This window comes from Streptomyces sp. NPDC020807 (assembly GCF_040641575.1).
In the GTDB taxonomy this organism is placed as follows: domain Bacteria; phylum Actinomycetota; class Actinomycetes; order Streptomycetales; family Streptomycetaceae; genus Streptomyces.
The window spans coordinates 159,724-174,120 of sequence record NZ_JBFADU010000012.1; the positions used below are offsets into that span (position 1 = coordinate 159,724).

14 protein-coding genes and 5 tRNA genes are annotated in these 14,397 nt (G+C 70.9%); 6 read left to right on the forward strand and 13 right to left on the reverse strand.

Annotation, left to right across the window (positions count from 1 at the left end):
* The first annotated feature begins 4 nt into the window (after positions 1-4).
* Positions 5-214, forward strand: a complete 210-nt coding sequence (locus tag AB0G79_RS19675) for a hypothetical protein (protein WP_360808038.1) — start codon at positions 5-7, stop codon at positions 212-214.
* Positions 215-301: 87 nt separating this feature from the next.
* On the opposite strand, the gene AB0G79_RS19680 is transcribed toward AB0G79_RS19675, so the two are convergent.
* From AB0G79_RS19680 to leuC, 4 genes are all read right to left on the reverse strand, one after another.
* A complete protein-coding gene (locus AB0G79_RS19680) occupies positions 302-1,006 on the reverse strand; it encodes an HU family DNA-binding protein (RefSeq protein ID WP_360808040.1) in 705 nt (234 codons plus the stop codon).
* A 143-nt stretch (positions 1,007-1,149) separates the two neighbouring features.
* Complete coding sequence (locus AB0G79_RS19685) at positions 1,150-1,377, reverse strand: hypothetical protein (RefSeq protein WP_015036430.1); 228 nt, start codon at positions 1,375-1,377, stop codon at positions 1,150-1,152.
* Between the two features lie 104 nt (positions 1,378-1,481).
* Complete coding sequence (leuD, locus tag AB0G79_RS19690) at positions 1,482-2,075, reverse strand: 3-isopropylmalate dehydratase small subunit (protein WP_360808042.1); 594 nt, start codon at positions 2,073-2,075, stop codon at positions 1,482-1,484.
* Positions 2,076-2,081: 6 nt separating this feature from the next.
* Complete coding sequence (leuC, locus tag AB0G79_RS19695) at positions 2,082-3,506, reverse strand: 3-isopropylmalate dehydratase large subunit (RefSeq protein WP_360808044.1); 1,425 nt, start codon at positions 3,504-3,506, stop codon at positions 2,082-2,084.
* Positions 3,507-3,646: 140 nt separating this feature from the next.
* Here leuC and ndgR point away from each other — a divergent pair, with 140 nt between their 5' ends.
* On the forward strand, positions 3,647-4,363 hold the full coding sequence (gene ndgR / locus AB0G79_RS19700; RefSeq protein WP_017235973.1) for an IclR family transcriptional regulator NdgR: 717 nt from the start codon (positions 3,647-3,649) through the stop codon (positions 4,361-4,363).
* Positions 4,364-4,530: 167 nt separating this feature from the next.
* On the opposite strand, the gene AB0G79_RS19705 is transcribed toward ndgR, so the two are convergent.
* From AB0G79_RS19705 to AB0G79_RS19745, 9 genes are all read right to left on the reverse strand, one after another.
* A tRNA-Glu gene (locus AB0G79_RS19705) sits at positions 4,531-4,603 on the reverse strand.
* A gap of 36 nt (positions 4,604-4,639) precedes the next feature.
* A tRNA-Gln gene (locus AB0G79_RS19710) sits at positions 4,640-4,711 on the reverse strand.
* A gap of 22 nt (positions 4,712-4,733) precedes the next feature.
* Positions 4,734-4,806 (reverse strand) — tRNA-Glu (locus tag AB0G79_RS19715).
* A 61-nt stretch (positions 4,807-4,867) separates the two neighbouring features.
* Positions 4,868-4,940 (reverse strand) — tRNA-Glu (locus tag AB0G79_RS19720).
* Positions 4,941-4,983: 43 nt separating this feature from the next.
* Positions 4,984-5,055 (reverse strand) — tRNA-Gln (locus AB0G79_RS19725).
* A gap of 91 nt (positions 5,056-5,146) precedes the next feature.
* Entirely contained in the window at positions 5,147-5,869 is a 723-nt protein-coding gene (locus AB0G79_RS19730; RefSeq protein ID WP_360808046.1) for an HAD family hydrolase, read from the reverse strand.
* Positions 5,870-5,895: 26 nt separating this feature from the next.
* A complete protein-coding gene (gene gltX, locus AB0G79_RS19735; RefSeq protein WP_360808048.1) occupies positions 5,896-7,410 on the reverse strand; it encodes a glutamate--tRNA ligase in 1,515 nt (504 codons plus the stop codon).
* Positions 7,403-8,188: a fumarylacetoacetate hydrolase family protein gene (locus AB0G79_RS19740; protein ID WP_360808050.1), complete on the reverse strand. Its 786-nt coding sequence runs from the start codon at positions 8,186-8,188 to the stop codon at positions 7,403-7,405. The genes gltX and AB0G79_RS19740 overlap by 8 nt, the downstream gene beginning before the upstream one ends.
* Before the next feature lie 136 nt (positions 8,189-8,324).
* Entirely contained in the window at positions 8,325-8,537 is a 213-nt protein-coding gene (locus tag AB0G79_RS19745) for a hypothetical protein (RefSeq protein WP_360808052.1), read from the reverse strand.
* 570 nt (positions 8,538-9,107) lie between these two features.
* Between AB0G79_RS19745 and AB0G79_RS19750 the strand changes: the two genes are divergently transcribed.
* From AB0G79_RS19750 to AB0G79_RS19765, 4 genes are all read left to right on the forward strand, one after another.
* Complete coding sequence (locus AB0G79_RS19750; protein WP_360808054.1) at positions 9,108-13,109, forward strand: nitrate- and nitrite sensing domain-containing protein; 4,002 nt, start codon at positions 9,108-9,110, stop codon at positions 13,107-13,109.
* A 9-nt stretch (positions 13,110-13,118) separates the two neighbouring features.
* Positions 13,119-13,532 (forward strand): roadblock/LC7 domain-containing protein, encoded by a 414-nt coding sequence (locus AB0G79_RS19755; RefSeq protein WP_030496942.1) that lies wholly within the window; start codon positions 13,119-13,121, stop codon positions 13,530-13,532.
* A 166-nt stretch (positions 13,533-13,698) separates the two neighbouring features.
* Complete coding sequence (locus AB0G79_RS19760) at positions 13,699-14,103, forward strand: DUF742 domain-containing protein (protein WP_017235980.1); 405 nt, start codon at positions 13,699-13,701, stop codon at positions 14,101-14,103.
* On the forward strand, positions 14,084-14,397 hold a 314-nt coding region (locus AB0G79_RS19765; protein ID WP_360808056.1), incomplete at its 3' end, for an ATP/GTP-binding protein. The genes AB0G79_RS19760 and AB0G79_RS19765, both read left to right, overlap by 20 nt.

The window sequence follows — 14,397 nt, forward strand, 5'->3', positions numbered from 1 at the left end:
GTCCATGCAGGCGACCGCGTTCACGTACGACTCCGAGACCCGCAGCGGAAGTGTGCTGCTCGACGACGGCACCCCGGTGGAGTTCGGGGCGGATGCCTTCGACGCGGGCGGCCTGCGGCTGCTCCGTCCCGGCCAGCGGGTACGGATCGAGGCGGAACCGGGCACGTCGGGCGCCGGCCTGCGGATCACCCTGGTGACGCTCCAGACCTTCTGAGCCGGCCACCGGCCCCGTACGACGGCCGCGGGCCGGGCTCCTCGGTGAGGAGCCCGGCCCGGCGGGGGCTGGTCGTACCGCTCGCGACTACTTCTTGGCGGCGGTCTTCTTGGCGGTCGTCTTGCGCGCCGTCGTCTTCTTGGCGGGCGCCTTGGTCGCCGTGGCCTTCTTCGCGGCCGGCGCGGTCTTCTTGGCCGTGGTCTTGACGGCCTTCTTGGCCGCGGCCGTGGTGGTCTTCTTCGCGGCGGCGGTCGTGGTCTTCTTGGCCGCCGTCGTGGCCTTCTTCGCGGCGGCGGTGGTCTTCTTCGCCGCGGCCGTGGTGGTCTTCTTGGCCGGGGTCGCCTTCTTGGCGGCGGCGGCCGTGACCTTCTTCGCCGGGGTCGCCTTCTTCGCGGCGGCCTTCTTGGCGGTGGTGGCCTTCTTGGCCGCGGCCTTCTTGACGGTCGCGGAGGCGCCGCCGGTCAGGCTGCCCTTGGGGGCCTTCTTGACGGAGACCTCGCCGCCCTTGGGGAGCTTCTTCGAGCCGCTGACCAGGTCCTTGAAGCCCTGACCCGCGCGGAAACGCGGAACGGAGGTCTTCTTGACCCGGACGCGCTCACCCGTCTGCGGGTTGCGGGCGTAGCGGGCCGGACGGTCGACCTTCTCGAACGAGCCGAAGCCCGTCACCGAGACTCGGTCGCCCGCGACCACGGCACGCACGATGGCGTCCAGGACGTGGTCGACGGCTTCGGCGGCCTGCTGACGACCGCCCATCTTGTCGGCAATCGCTTCTACGAGCTGCGCCTTGTTCACGTCTTCCCCTTCGGAGACATTGCCAGAACGAAAGTGTTCAAGCTTTTTCGCACGTTAGGCATGTATATACCGCAAATCAAACACGAAACGGTCTAATCACCCTAGTGCCGCAACGCAGAAGAGCCGTTGCGGAGTTCCTGGTGTCAGTCGTCCTCTGGGAATCGGCCCTCGTCGAGGTCCTTCATCAACCGGTCCAGACGCGTGGCCGCGTCCTTGAGATCGTGCTTCGCCGCGGCCGTCACGACCAGCAGCTTCCGGGACAGCGCCATCCTTACGCCCTCCGGGACTTGCAGTGAGCGCACTCTTGTGTGCGCTTCCTTCAATCGGGCGGCGACTGCCTCGTAGAGCTCGAGTTGGCTGTCGCGTTCCATGCACCGATTGTGCCATCTAGGGCGAGTTGTCGCCCGACAGGGTCCCAACAAGCGACTGCGCCCCCCACCGGGAGGTGGGGGGCGCAGTCTTGGAAAAGCGCTGCTCAGACCGTAATTGTACGGGGCTTGAAGGACGGCCTCGCCGCCTCGTAAGCCGCGATGTCCGCTTCGTTCTGAAGGGTGAGGCTGATGTCGTCGAGGCCGTTCAGGAGGCGCCAGCGGGCGTTCTCGTCGAGCTCGAAGTCCGCGTCGATCCCGGCCGCGAGGACCTTGCGGGCCTCCAGGTCGACGGTGATCTCGGCGGCCGGGTCGGCCTCGGTCAGCTCCCAGAGCGCGTCCACCGTCTCCTGCGGCAGGACGACCGTCAGCAGGCCGTTCTTCAGCGAGTTGCCGCGGAAGATGTCGGCGAAGCGCGAGGAGATGACGGCCTGGAAGCCGTAGTTCTGGAGCGCCCAGACGGCGTGCTCACGGGAGGAGCCGGTGCCGAAGTCGGGGCCGGCGACCAGGACCGTGGCGCCCTGCCGCTCGGGGCGGTTGAGGACGAACTCGGAGTCCTTGCGCCAGGCCTCGAAGAGGCCGTCCTCGAAGCCGTCGCGGGTGACCTTCTTCAGCCAGTGCGCCGGGATGATCTGGTCGGTGTCGACGTTGCTGCGGCGCAGCGGGACGGCCCGGCCGGTGTGCGTGGTGAAAGCTTCCATGGTTCCTCAGACCCCCGCGGTGGTGGCGACGTCGGACAGATCGGCCGGGGAGGCCAGGTGGCCCAGGACGGCGGTGGCGGCGGCGACCTGGGGGGAGACCAGGTGCGTGCGGCCGCCCTTGCCCTGCCGACCCTCGAAGTTGCGGTTCGAGGTGGACGCGGAGCGCTCGCCGGGGGCCAGTTGGTCGGGGTTCATGCCGAGGCACATCGAGCAGCCCGCGTGCCGCCATTCGGCGCCGGCCTCCTTGAAGACCTTGTCCAGGCCCTCTTCGACGGCCTGCAGGGCGACGCGGACCGAGCCGGGGACGACCAGCATGCGGACGCCGTCGGCAACCTGGCGGCCCTTGAGGAGGTCGGCGGCGTTCCGCAGGTCCTCGATGCGGCCGTTGGTGCAGGAGCCCACGAAGACGGTGTCGACCCTGATGTCGCGCAGCGGCTGGCCGGCGGTCAACCCCATGTACTCCAGGGCCTTTTCGGCGGCGAGGCGCTCCGAAGCGTCTTCGTACGAAGCCGGGTCGGGGACGTTCGCCGAAAGCGGCGCGCCCTGGCCGGGGTTGGTGCCCCAGGTGACGAACGGGGCCAGCGAGGGACCGTCGATGACGACCTCGGCGTCGAAGACGGCGTCCTCGTCGGACTTCAGCGTCTTCCAGTACGCGACGGCGGCGTCCCAGTCCTCGCCCTCGGGCGCGTGGGCGCGGCCCTTCAGGTAGGCGAAGGTGGTCTCGTCGGGGGCGATCATGCCCGCGCGGGCGCCGGCCTCGATCGACATGTTGCAGATGGTCATCCGGGCCTCCATCGAGAGCTTCTCGATGGCGGGGCCCCGGTACTCCAGGATGTAGCCCTGGCCGCCGCCGGTGCCGATCTTGGCGATGATCGCCAGGATCAGGTCCTTGGCGGTGACGTCCTCCGGCAGTTCGCCGTCGACCGTGATGGCCATGGTCTTCGGGCGGGCCAGCGGCAGCGTCTGGGTGGCGAGCACGTGCTCGACCTGGCTGGTGCCGATGCCGAACGCCAGCGCGCCGAAGGCGCCGTGCGTCGAGGTGTGCGAGTCGCCGCAGACGACCGTGGTGCCCGGCTGGGTCAGGCCCAGCTGCGGTCCCACGACGTGGACGACACCCTGCTCGACGTCGCCCAGCGGGTGGAGACGGACGCCGAACTCGGCGCAGTTCTTCCGCAGGGTCTCCAGCTGTGCGCGGGAGACCGGGTCCGCGATGGGCTTGTCGATGTCGAGGGTCGGGGTGTTGTGGTCCTCGGTGGCGATGGTGAGGTCGAGCCGCCGTACCTGCCGGCCGTTCTGCCGGAGGCCGTCGAAGGCCTGCGGGCTGGTGACCTCGTGCAGCAGGTGCAGATCGATGAAGAGGAGGTCGGGCTCGCCCTCGGCGCGCCGGACGACATGGTCGTCCCAGACCTTCTCCGCGAGTGTCCTACCCATCGCTTTCCCTCCGGCCGACGTCTGCGTCGGCGCAACTAGAGACCCGTTTCGCGGGCCGTTGTGCGGCCGCCTCACCAGAGTGACGGGTTCCTCGGAAAATTGAACTTGCGTTTCACAGAGTGAGACGCGAATATCGTTGCATGGACAACTCTAGCGGCGTAGGCGTTCTCGACAAGGCAGCCCTTGTCCTGAGCGCCCTGGAGTCCGGTCCGGCCACCCTCGCAGGACTGGTCGCGGCGACGGGACTCGCACGACCCACGGCTCATCGTCTCGCCGTGGCACTGGAACACCACCGGATGGTGGCGCGTGACATGCAGGGCCGGTTCATCCTCGGACCGCGCCTCTCGGAGCTCGCCGCCGCGGCCGGCGAGGACCGCCTGCTCGCGACCGCGGGCCCGGTTCTGACGCATCTGCGCGACGTCACCGGCGAGAGTGCCCAGCTCTACCGCCGGCAGGGCGACATGCGCATCTGCGTGGCGGCGGCCGAGCGGCTCTCGGGCCTGCGCGACACGGTGCCGGTCGGCTCGACGCTGACCATGAAGGCCGGCTCCTCGGCGCAGATCCTGATGGCCTGGGAGGAGCCCGAGCGGCTCCACCGGGGCCTCCAGGGCGCCCGCTTCACGGCGACGGCCCTCTCGGGCGTGCGACGCCGCGGCTGGGCCCAGTCGATCGGCGAGCGGGAGCCCGGCGTCGCGTCCGTCTCCGCGCCCGTGCGCGGCCCGTCGAACCGCGTGGTGGCCGCCGTGTCGGTCTCCGGACCGATCGAGCGCCTGACGCGCCACCCGGGCCGCATGCACGCCCAGGCGGTCATCGACGCCGCCGCCCGCCTCTCCGAGGCGCTCCGCCGCAACGGCTGACCTCTCCCTGTTCACCTGTACGTTCCCCGGCCCACCGCTTCAACGCCGCAGCGGTGGGCCGGAGTTGTACCCGCCGCCGGCCGCGCGTGCCGCCCGCGTCGCCGCTGCGTCGTCCGTACGGAACAGCGAAGAAGCCCTCCCCCGAAGGGAAGGGCTTCTTCATCGAGTACCCCCGACCGGATTCGAACCGGCGCTACCGCCTTGAGAGGGCGGCGTGCTAGGCCGCTACACAACGGGGGCTTTGGATCTCACGAGCGTTACCGCCGCGGATCCGAGCTGGTCTACCTGGACTCGAACCAAGACTAACTGAACCAGAATCAGTCGTGCTGCCAATTACACCATAGACCAATACGTGGTTAGACCAGCGTCGTACCCCCGACCGGATTCGAACCGGCGCTACCGCCTTGAGAGGGCGGCGTGCTAGGCCGCTACACAACGGGGGCCCTAGCGATCCTGCATCGAGTTCACCGGGTGCGACCCAGGTGATCCCGCGGGAAGGATCTGTACCCCCGACCGGATTCGAACCGGCGCTACCGCCTTGAGAGGGCGGCGTGCTAGGCCGCTACACAACGGGGGCTTCGTGGATGCCATCCACTAGGTTTGCAGATGAGCTCTGCGAGCTGGCCTACCTGGACTCGAACCAAGACTAACTGAACCAGAATCAGTCGTGCTGCCAATTACACCATAGGCCACCGGGGCGCCATCCCCACCAGGGGATCTTGCTCCGCTTGCGCTTTGCGGGTTCTTGCCTTTCGGCTTGTTCCCCTCGGCGCAGAAAGAACATTACCCGAAGGTGGACGGTGCTCCAAAACGGGTATCCCCCCGCAGCACTCCGGGGAGCTGGTGGAGGTCCGTGATGCGGCGCAGCTCGGGCCGTCCGCCGGTGCCGGCGCGGTCCAGCCAGACGCCCAGGAGTCCGGCCTCCGTCGCGCCGCGCGCGTCGATGTCGGGCTGGTCCCCGACGTACGCCACCTGCTCGGGGGGCAGCCCCAGGGCCGTACAGGCGGCCCGGAAGGCCTCGGGGGCGGGTTTGGCGACGCCCAGCTCGGCGGCGCAGACGACGGCCTCGAAGCGGTCGCGCACGCCGAGGGCGCGGAGCTTGGGTTCCTGGGCGTGGATGCTGGAGTTCGACAGGACGGCGTGACGGTAGTCACGGGCCAGGAGGTCGAGGACGGGCAGCGCGTCGGGGAAGAGCTCCCAGGCGGCCTCGTAGTGGGCGACGTACCGGCCGAACCAGTCGTCGGCCTCGGCGGTGGTGAGCCCGGGGCTGCCGAGGAAGTCCCTGACGCGCTCGCGGCGCTGGTCCTGGAAGTCGCCGCCCTCGCGCTCGAAGCGGCGCCAGTGGAGGTCGGTGAGCTCCCGCCAACGACGGAGGGCCTGGTCGACGGAGGCGAATCCGTCCACCAGGCCCTCGGCCGTGAGGTGTGCGCTCATGCCGACGCGGTCGGCGCGGGCGTAGTCGAAGATCGTGTCGTCGACGTCCCAGAGCACCGCGCGGATGGCCATGGACCGACCGTACCGCGCGGAAGGAGTCAGGCGGCGAGCTTTTCCAGGGCCGCGTCGATGCGGGCGAGGGTCTTCTCCTTGCCCAGGATCTCCAGCGACTCGAAGAGCGGCAGGCCGACCGTGCGGCCCGTGACGGCGACGCGGACCGGGGCCTGGGCCTTGCCGAGCTTGAGGCCGTGGGCCTCGCCGGCGACCAGGACCGCGTTCTTGAGGGACTCCGGGTCGCTCCAGTCGGCGTCCACGAGCTTCTCGCGGGCCGTGGTGAGGAGCGCGGCGGGCTCGCCCTTCATCGCCTTGTCCCACGAGGCCTGGTCGAAGACCGGCTCGGAGAGGAAGAGGAAGTCGACGTTGGCCGTGATGTCCGAGAGGACGGTCAGGCGGGTCTGGGCGTGCGGCGCGATGGCCTCCCAGGCGGCGCGGTCGAAGTCCTCGGGCGCCCAGTTGGCGTGCGGGGCCTTCAGCCACGGCTCGCAGGCCTCGGCGAAGGCCTTCACGTCGAGCATCCGGATGTGGTCGGCGTTGATCGACTCGGCCTTCTTGAGGTCGAAGCGCGCCGGGTTGGCGTTGACGTCGGCGATGTCGAACTTCGCCACCATCTCGGGGATGGTGAAGATGTCCTGGTCGGCCGAGAAGGACCAGCCGAGGAGCGAGAGGTAGTTCAGCAGGCCCTCGGGGAGGAAGCCGCGCTCCCGGTAGAGGTTGAGGGAGGCCTGCGGGTCGCGCTTGGAGAGCTTCTTGTTGCCCTCGCCCATGACGTACGGCAGGTGGCCGAAGGCCGGGATCTCCTTGGCGACGCCCAGCTCGATCAGCGCCTTGTAGAGGGCGATCTGGCGGGGGGTGGAGGAGAGCAGGTCCTCGCCGCGAAGGACGTGGGTGATCTCCATGAGGGCGTCGTCGACCGGGTTGACCAGCGTGTACAGCGGGGCACCGTTCGCACGGAGGATGCCGTAGTCCGGCACGTTCTCCGGGGTGAAGGTGAGCTCGCCGCGGACGAGGTCGGTGAAGGTGATCGGCTCGTCGGGCATCCGGAAGCGGACGATGTGGGCGCGGCCCTCGGCCTCGTACGCCGCCTTCCGCTCCTCGGTGAGGTCGCGGCAGTGGCCGTCGTAGCCGGAGGGGCGGCCGGCGGCGCGGGCCGCCTCGCGGCGCTCGTCGAGCTCCTCGGTGGTGCAGTAGCAGGAGTACGCGTGGCCGCCGGCGATCAGCTTGTCGGCGACGTCCTTGTAGATGTCCATCCGCTGCGACTGGCGGTACGGCGCGTGCGGGCCGCCGACCTCCGGGCCCTCGTCCCAGTCGAGGCCGAGCCACTTGAGGGAGTCGAGCAGCTGGTTGTACGACTCCTCGGAGTCGCGGGCCGCGTCGGTGTCCTCGATGCGGAAGACCATGGTGCCCTGGTTGTGCCGGGCGAACGCCCAGTTGAAGAGGGCGGTGCGGACCAGGCCCACGTGGGGGTTGCCGGTCGGCGAGGGACAGAAACGGACGCGAGGGGGTGCCCCCTGCTTGAGCGAATTCGAGAGCTTGGGGGAGTTCGCGTTAGCCACGCTTGATCACCTTGTTGGTGAGAGTGCCGATGCCTTCGATGGTGACGGCGACCTCGTCGCCGACGGTGAGGGGGCCGACCCCGGCGGGGGTGCCGGTGAGGATGACGTCGCCCGGGAGCAGCGTCATGGCCTCGGTGATGTGGACGACCAGGTCCTCGATGGAGCGGATCATGTCGCTCGTACGACCCAGCTGGCGCTGTTCGCCGTTGACCGTCGCCTGGATGGCCAGGTCGCTCGGGTCGAGGTCGGTCTCCACCCAGGGGCCGAGGGGGCACGAGGTGTCGAAGCCCTTGGCGCGGGCCCACTGCTTCTCGCGCTGCTGCGCGTCGCGGGCGGTGACGTCGTTGGCGCAGGTGTAGCCGAAGATGACGTCCTTCACGCGCTCGCGGGGCACCTCGCGGCACATGCGGCCGATGACCACGGCCAGTTCGGCCTCGTGGTGCAGCTCGTTGGAGAAGGAGGGGTACTCGATGGCGTCGCCGGAGCCGATCACCGAGGTGGTGGGCTTGAAGAAGGCGACGGGGACGTCGGGGACCTCGTTGCCGAGTTCGGCGGCGTGCTCGGCGTAGTTGCGGCCGATGGCCACGACCTTGTTGGGGAGCACGGGCGGCAGGAGTCGCACCTTGCTCAGCGGGACCTTGGTGCCGCTGAGCTCGAAGTCGGTGTACGGGATGCCCTTGATGATGTCGAGGACGAGGCCGCCGGACTCGACGGATCCCTCGCCCTCGACCGCGCCGAAGGCCACATTGCCGTCGATGGAGAATCTGGCGATGCGCACGAGTGCTGTCGCCCCTCACTTGGTACTGGCTGGAGTCTGACGCTCCAGGCTAACGCGGCGCGGGGGCGGCCGACGGGCAGTATCCGTGCGGTGGTGCCGAGCGGCGCCGGTGGTACGGAGCGGCGCCGGGACGCCCCTAGCGGGTGGCGGAGGCGTAGGGCTGGGGCTCGTACGGGGCCGGGGCGACCATGAGGACGGTGCGGCGGGGGTTGGCCGTGTTGCCGGGGAGCTGGACCGCGTACTCGGGCTGGGCACCGCGGCCGAGCTGGGCGGCGTCCTCGAGGTGGGCGAGGGTGGCGCGGCGCGGGTTGGCCGTGGTGAGGGGCTGCGCGGTCTTCGTGGCGTTCATGGCTTCTTCGGACCCTGTCCCGGGAGGGGCGCCCCTGCGGGCGCGCGAGCATCGTGTAAAGCGTCAGGCTAAACATGCAATTCCCTTCGAATGCATGGCTCAGGCATCGATCCGCGTGTGAGTTTGCTCACCAAGTGCCCTATTTTTCGGACATTACGGACTGTCGTCACCTGACGCGGAAACGGACATTACCCCACTGAACGAGCGATTCCGCTCCTGATCATGGCGACTGGGACACACGGGCACGGGCACCCATTGGGACGGAAAAGTCCGAATGATCCGTGATCATCTTCTACATCGGGTGACGCGCCGGGCACGGGTTGTCATTCCCTTTCCGGCGCCACGCGGGGCCCTTGTTGGAGATCCCCCACTGTGCTGGAATTCCACGCACCGCCGCAGGTTTCAAGCCGGCGCGCAGGGGGCGCAACGCAGCGCCGGCCGAGTGGCGGGGAAGGGGGATCTGCGCCGGTCACCGACGACCACCCTGGGGCGCACCACGCGACCCCATGACGCCGACACCGTCCTCTCCGTTCACCCGGAAGGACGCCTGGTCCAGAGGTTGCGACGCTAGTGCAGGGACGTTTCAAGAGGGATGGCTCGGGGTCTCCCCAGGCCCGTCAGGGCCGAGCCGATGCTCCGGCGGAGCAGGAACCGCGCGCCGGGACCGACCGCGGTCCCTCGGCCTCGCACGCCCCCCGCCAGGGTCAGGGCCCCCGTCAGGCACCGGCCGCGGAGGCGGGTGACGGCCGGCGCGGAGGCGCCAGGAAGGCCGAGACCGCCGAGACCGCCGAGTCCGTGACGGTCGCGCCGAAGCCCGAGGACGCGGTCGGCTCGCGAATAGCCCTGCGCAACTGGCGCATCTCCACGCGCCTCGTCGCGCTGCTGACCCTGCCCGTGGTCGCGGCCACCGCCCTGGGCGGCATCCGCATCAACGACTCGCTGCAGGACATCGAGCAGCTCGACCACATGCAGCTGCTGACCAAGCTGACCCGTGAGGCGACCGACCTCGCCCAGGCCCTCCAGGCCGAGCGCGACCTCTCCGCGGGTCCCCTCGCCAACGACCGGCCCGTCAGCGACTACCAGGTGTCCAACCCGCGCAAGCGCACGGACCGCGAGTACAAGGCCTTCCTCGACGCCACCAACGCCATCCCGGCGGCCGACGGCAACGAGGCGCTGCGCAACCTGCGCAACAACGTCAACCAGATCGCCTCCCAGGTCACCAACCTGAGCGTGATCCGCCGTACCGCCTACGAGGACGGCGTCGCCCACTCGGTGACGGTCGAGGCCTACAGCCGTCTCATCCGCTCGCTGCTCAGCCTCTCCCAGGACATGGCGCAGGCGACCAGCAACCCCGAGATGATCAAGCGGACCCGGGCGCTCGCCGCCTTCTCGTCCGCCAAGGAGTACGCCTCCATCCAGCAGGCGATCATCGCCTCGGCGCTCCCCCCGAACGACAAGACCAAGGGCCACCTCGACCTCGGTGACCGCCTCTACGGTGAGGCCGCCCTCACCAGTGAGAACGTCGAGCTCAAGGCCTTCCGGACGACCTACGAGTCGACCGGTGAGGACGCCGCCAACCGCACCGAGTCGCTGAACGCGGGCGCCAACCCGTCGATCGCCGCCGCCGACAAGTACGCCGAGCGCGTGCTGAGTTCGGAGGGGGGCATCAAGCAGAACGGCTCCGAGCGCGGTCACCTCAACTTCACCGACGAGTACGGCGTCAAGATCAACGCCATGAACGCCATCGAGCGCGACCTGCTCGGCGACATGGAGGGCATGGCCCGTGAGCTGCGCCAGGAGGCGCAGCGCGACGCCATCATCAACGGTGCGCTGATCCTCCTCGTCCTCGGCGTCTCGCTCATCGGCGCCTTCGTCGTGGCCCGGTCCATGATCCGGTCGCTGCGCCGCCTCCAGGACACCGCGACCAAGGTCGCCCAGGACCGGCTGCCCGAGCTCGTCAAGCAGCTCTCCGAGTCGGACCCGCAGGACGTCGACACCACCGTCGAGTCCGTCGGTGTGCACTCCCGGGACGAGATCGGCCAGGTGGCCGCGGCCTTCGACGACGTGCACCGCGAGGCCGTGCGTCTCGCCTCCGAGCAGGCCCTCCTCCGGGGCAACGTCAACGCGATGTTCACCAACCTCTCGCGCCGTTCGCAGGGCCTCATCCAGCGTCAGCTCTCGCTCATCTCCGAGCTGGAGTCCCGCGAGGCCGACCCCGACCAGCTCTCCTCGCTGTTCAAGCTCGACCACCTCGCGACCCGTATGCGCCGGAACGGCGAGAACCTCCTCGTCCTCGCCGGTGAGGAGCCGGGCCGTCGCTGGACGCGTCCGGTGCCGCTGGTCGACGTCCTCCGCGCCGCCGCCTCCGAGGTGGAGCAGTACGAGCGGATCGAGCTGGCCGCGGTCCCGGCGACCGAGGTCGCCGGCCGCGTCGTCAACGACCTCGTGCACCTCCTCGCCGAGCTGCTCGAGAACGCCACCTCGTTCTCCTCCCCGCAGACGAAGGTCCGGGTCACCGGTCACGCGCTGCCCGACGGCCGCGTGCTCGTCGAGATTCACGACACCGGCATCGGCCTCTCCCCCGAGGACCTCGCCGCGATCAACGAGCGGCTCGCCTCGCCGCCCACCGTGGACGTGTCGGTCTCGCGCCGCATGGGTCTGTTCGTGGTCGGCCGCCTGTCCCTGCGACACGGCATCCGGATCCAGCTGCGTCCCTCGGACTCGGGCGGCACCACCGCGCTCGTCATGCTCCCGGTCGACGTGGCCCAGGGGAACAAGAAGCCCATGCCCAAGCCGGGCGCGGGCGGCCAGGGCGCGATGCCCCCCGGTGCCTCCGCCCCCGGTGGCCGGCTTCCCGCCGGTCCGGGCGCCGGTGGCCCCGGCGGTCCGGGCGGTCAGCGTCCGGGCGGTGCCCCGTCCTCGGCGGCCGGCCGTCTCGGTGCCGGTGCCGGTGCCGGGCGCGCCCAGGTGGGTACGGGCGGTCCGCGTGCCGCGCTGCCCGCCCGTGACGGCGCCCCGCTCGCCGGCGGCCCGCAGCCGAACCGTCCGCAGCAGCCCCAGCCTCAGCACGCGCAGCTCGACCAGACCGGCCAGCTGCCGCAGGTCCCGCCGGCGCCGCAGGCCCCCATGGCCCCGGCTCCGCAGCAGGACCCGCTGCGTCCCGGCCCCGGTGCCGGTGGCCTCATCGGCGGCGCGGCGAGCGCCATCCCGTCCCGTACGGACGTGTGGGGCAACCAGGGCCAGCAGGGCCAGCCCGGTCAGCCGAACGGGCAGGGCGCCCAGGCCGGCCGTCCGGCCGTGCCCGGCGCGCGTCAGCCCGCCCCGACGGCACAGGCCGGTCAGCAGCCCGCCGCCGACTTCCCGCGCGCGGAGCTGCCGGGCGGTACTCCGCAGCCGCAGCGCCCGCAGACCGTGAGCTGGGGCAGCGAGCCGGCGCAGCAGCCGGTGCGCCGCCCGCAGCAGGAGATGTCCCCGCTGGACGCCCCGCGCGGCCACGAGGACCCGGAGGCGGCGGGCCGGTACGCGGCTCCGGCGGCCCCGCAGGGCCCCGGTTCCACGGGCCAGTTCCCGCGTCCGGACTTCGGTGCCCCGCAGCAGGCCCCGCAGGCTCCCCAGGCCCCGCAGCCGCAGGCGTACGCGGGCGGTGCGCAGGACCCGGCGACGACGTCGCAGTTCCCGCGTCCCGACTTCGGCGCTCCGCAGGGCCCGGGTTCCACGGGCCAGTTCCCGCGTCCCGACTTCGGCGCCCCGCAGGGTCCCGGCTCCACGGGCCAGTTCCCGCGCCCCGACTTCGGTGCGCAGCAGGGTCCCGGCTCCACCGGCCAGTTCCCGCGCCCCGACTTCGGTGCGCAGCAGCAGGCTCCGCAGGCGCAGGGCTACCAGGGCGGTCAGCAGCAGCAGTTCGGCCGTCAGCCGTACGTGCCGCAGGCCCAGCAGGCTCAGCAGCAGGCCCCGCAGCCCCCGCGCCAGCGGACCGGCGGCGAGGACTTCGGCGCCCCGCGTCCGGCGAACGAGCAGGCGGGCCCGGCCCAGCAGCCGCGTCAGCCGCAGCTCCAGCAGCCCCGTCGTCCGGAGGCGCTGCCGCCGGCCGGTGGCGCGGGCGACGGCCGTACCCCGCTGTACGACACCCTGGAGACCAACTGGTTCCCGCAGGGCCAGGAGCCGGGCCGTCCGCAGGCGCCGCAGGCGCAGCAGCAGGCCCCCGTGGCTCCCCAGGCGCCGCAGGCCCAGCAGGCCCAGCAGGCTCCCCAGAGCCAGGCGCCCCAGGGTGGCGCCGCCACCTGGCGGACCTCGCCCAACGACGAGCTGGTGCGTCAGGCCGAGCGGGTGCGCAAGCCCGCGGCCGGCGGCGTCACCACCTCCGGCCTCCCCCGGCGCGTGCCGAAGGCCAACCTCGTACCCGGGACCGCCACGGAGCAGGCGCACAGCGCCGGCCCCCAGGTCTCGCGTGCACCCGACGACGTACGCGGCCGGCTCACCAACCTGCGCCGCGGCATCCAGCAGGGCCGACAGGCCGGCAACTCGACCACGGGGAACCACCACCTCGGTCCGAACCACCAGCAGGAGCGCTAGTTGAACGCGATGAGCCAGGCGGCGCAGAATCTGAACTGGTTGATCACCAACTTCGTGGACAACACCCCCGGGGTGTCGCACACGGTGGTGGTCTCCGCCGACGGACTCCTGCTGGCCATGTCCGAAGGATTCCCCCGCGACCGCGCGGACCAGCTCGCCGCGGTCGCGTCCGGACTGACCTCGCTGACCGCGGGGGCGTCCCGGATCTTCGAGGGCGGCCCCGTCGCCCAGACCGTGGTGGAGATGGAGCGCGGCTTCCTCTTCCTCATGTCGGTCTCCGACGGGTCCTCGTTGGCCGTACTCGCCCACCCCGAGTGCGACATCGGCCTCGTGGGCTACGAGATGGCGCTGCTGGTCGACCGGGCCGGCAGCGTCCTCACCCCGGACCTCCGCGCGGAGCTCCAGGGCAGCCTGCTCCACTAGGCCAGGCCCGAGCCGACCCGTGACCCGGTGCCGGCTCACCGCACCTGCCCGACAGGGCGGTACGCCCCTCCGTACCGCCCTGGCCCGTTCATCGTCCGGCCGCCCCAACCGGCCCCCCACCGGCCCCATCCGACGGCGGAAGTTCGCTGTCACGCCCGGAGGATTCATGACCCCGCCCCCCGCCTCTCACGATCCGTACGGCGCCTCAGTCGACGAGTACGGACATGAGGGCGACCAGCCGCTGGTTCGTCCCTACGCGATGACCGGCGGCCGGACCCGGCCGCGCTACCAGCTCGCCATCGAGGCCCTGGTCAGCACCACGGCCGACCCCGCGCACCTCGCCACGCTGCTGCCCGAGCACCAGCGGATCTGCCACCTGTGCCGCGAGGTCAAGTCGGTGGCCGAGGTCTCGGCCCTGCTGTCGATGCCGCTCGGCGTCGCGCGGATCCTCGTCGCCGACCTGGCAGAGGCCGGCATGGTGGCCATCCACCAGCCGGGCAACGGAGAGACCGGCGGCACGCCGGACGTGACACTGCTCGAAAGGGTGCTCAGTGGACTTCGCAAGCTCTGACGGCGGCGCCGGCGCTCCCAGCCGGTCGACCACCAGCGCGAAGATCGTCGTGGCGGGTGGCTTCGGCGTGGGCAAGACCACGTTCGTCGGCGCCGTCTCGGAGATCAACCCGCTGCGTACCGAGGCCGTCATGACCTCCGCTTCCGCGGGCATCGACGACCTGACCCACACCGGCGGCAAGACCACCACCACGGTGGCGATGGACTTCGGCCGCATCACGCTGGACCAGGACCTGATCCTGTACCTCTTCGGTACCCCCGGTCAGGACCGCTTCTGGTTCATGTGGGACGACCT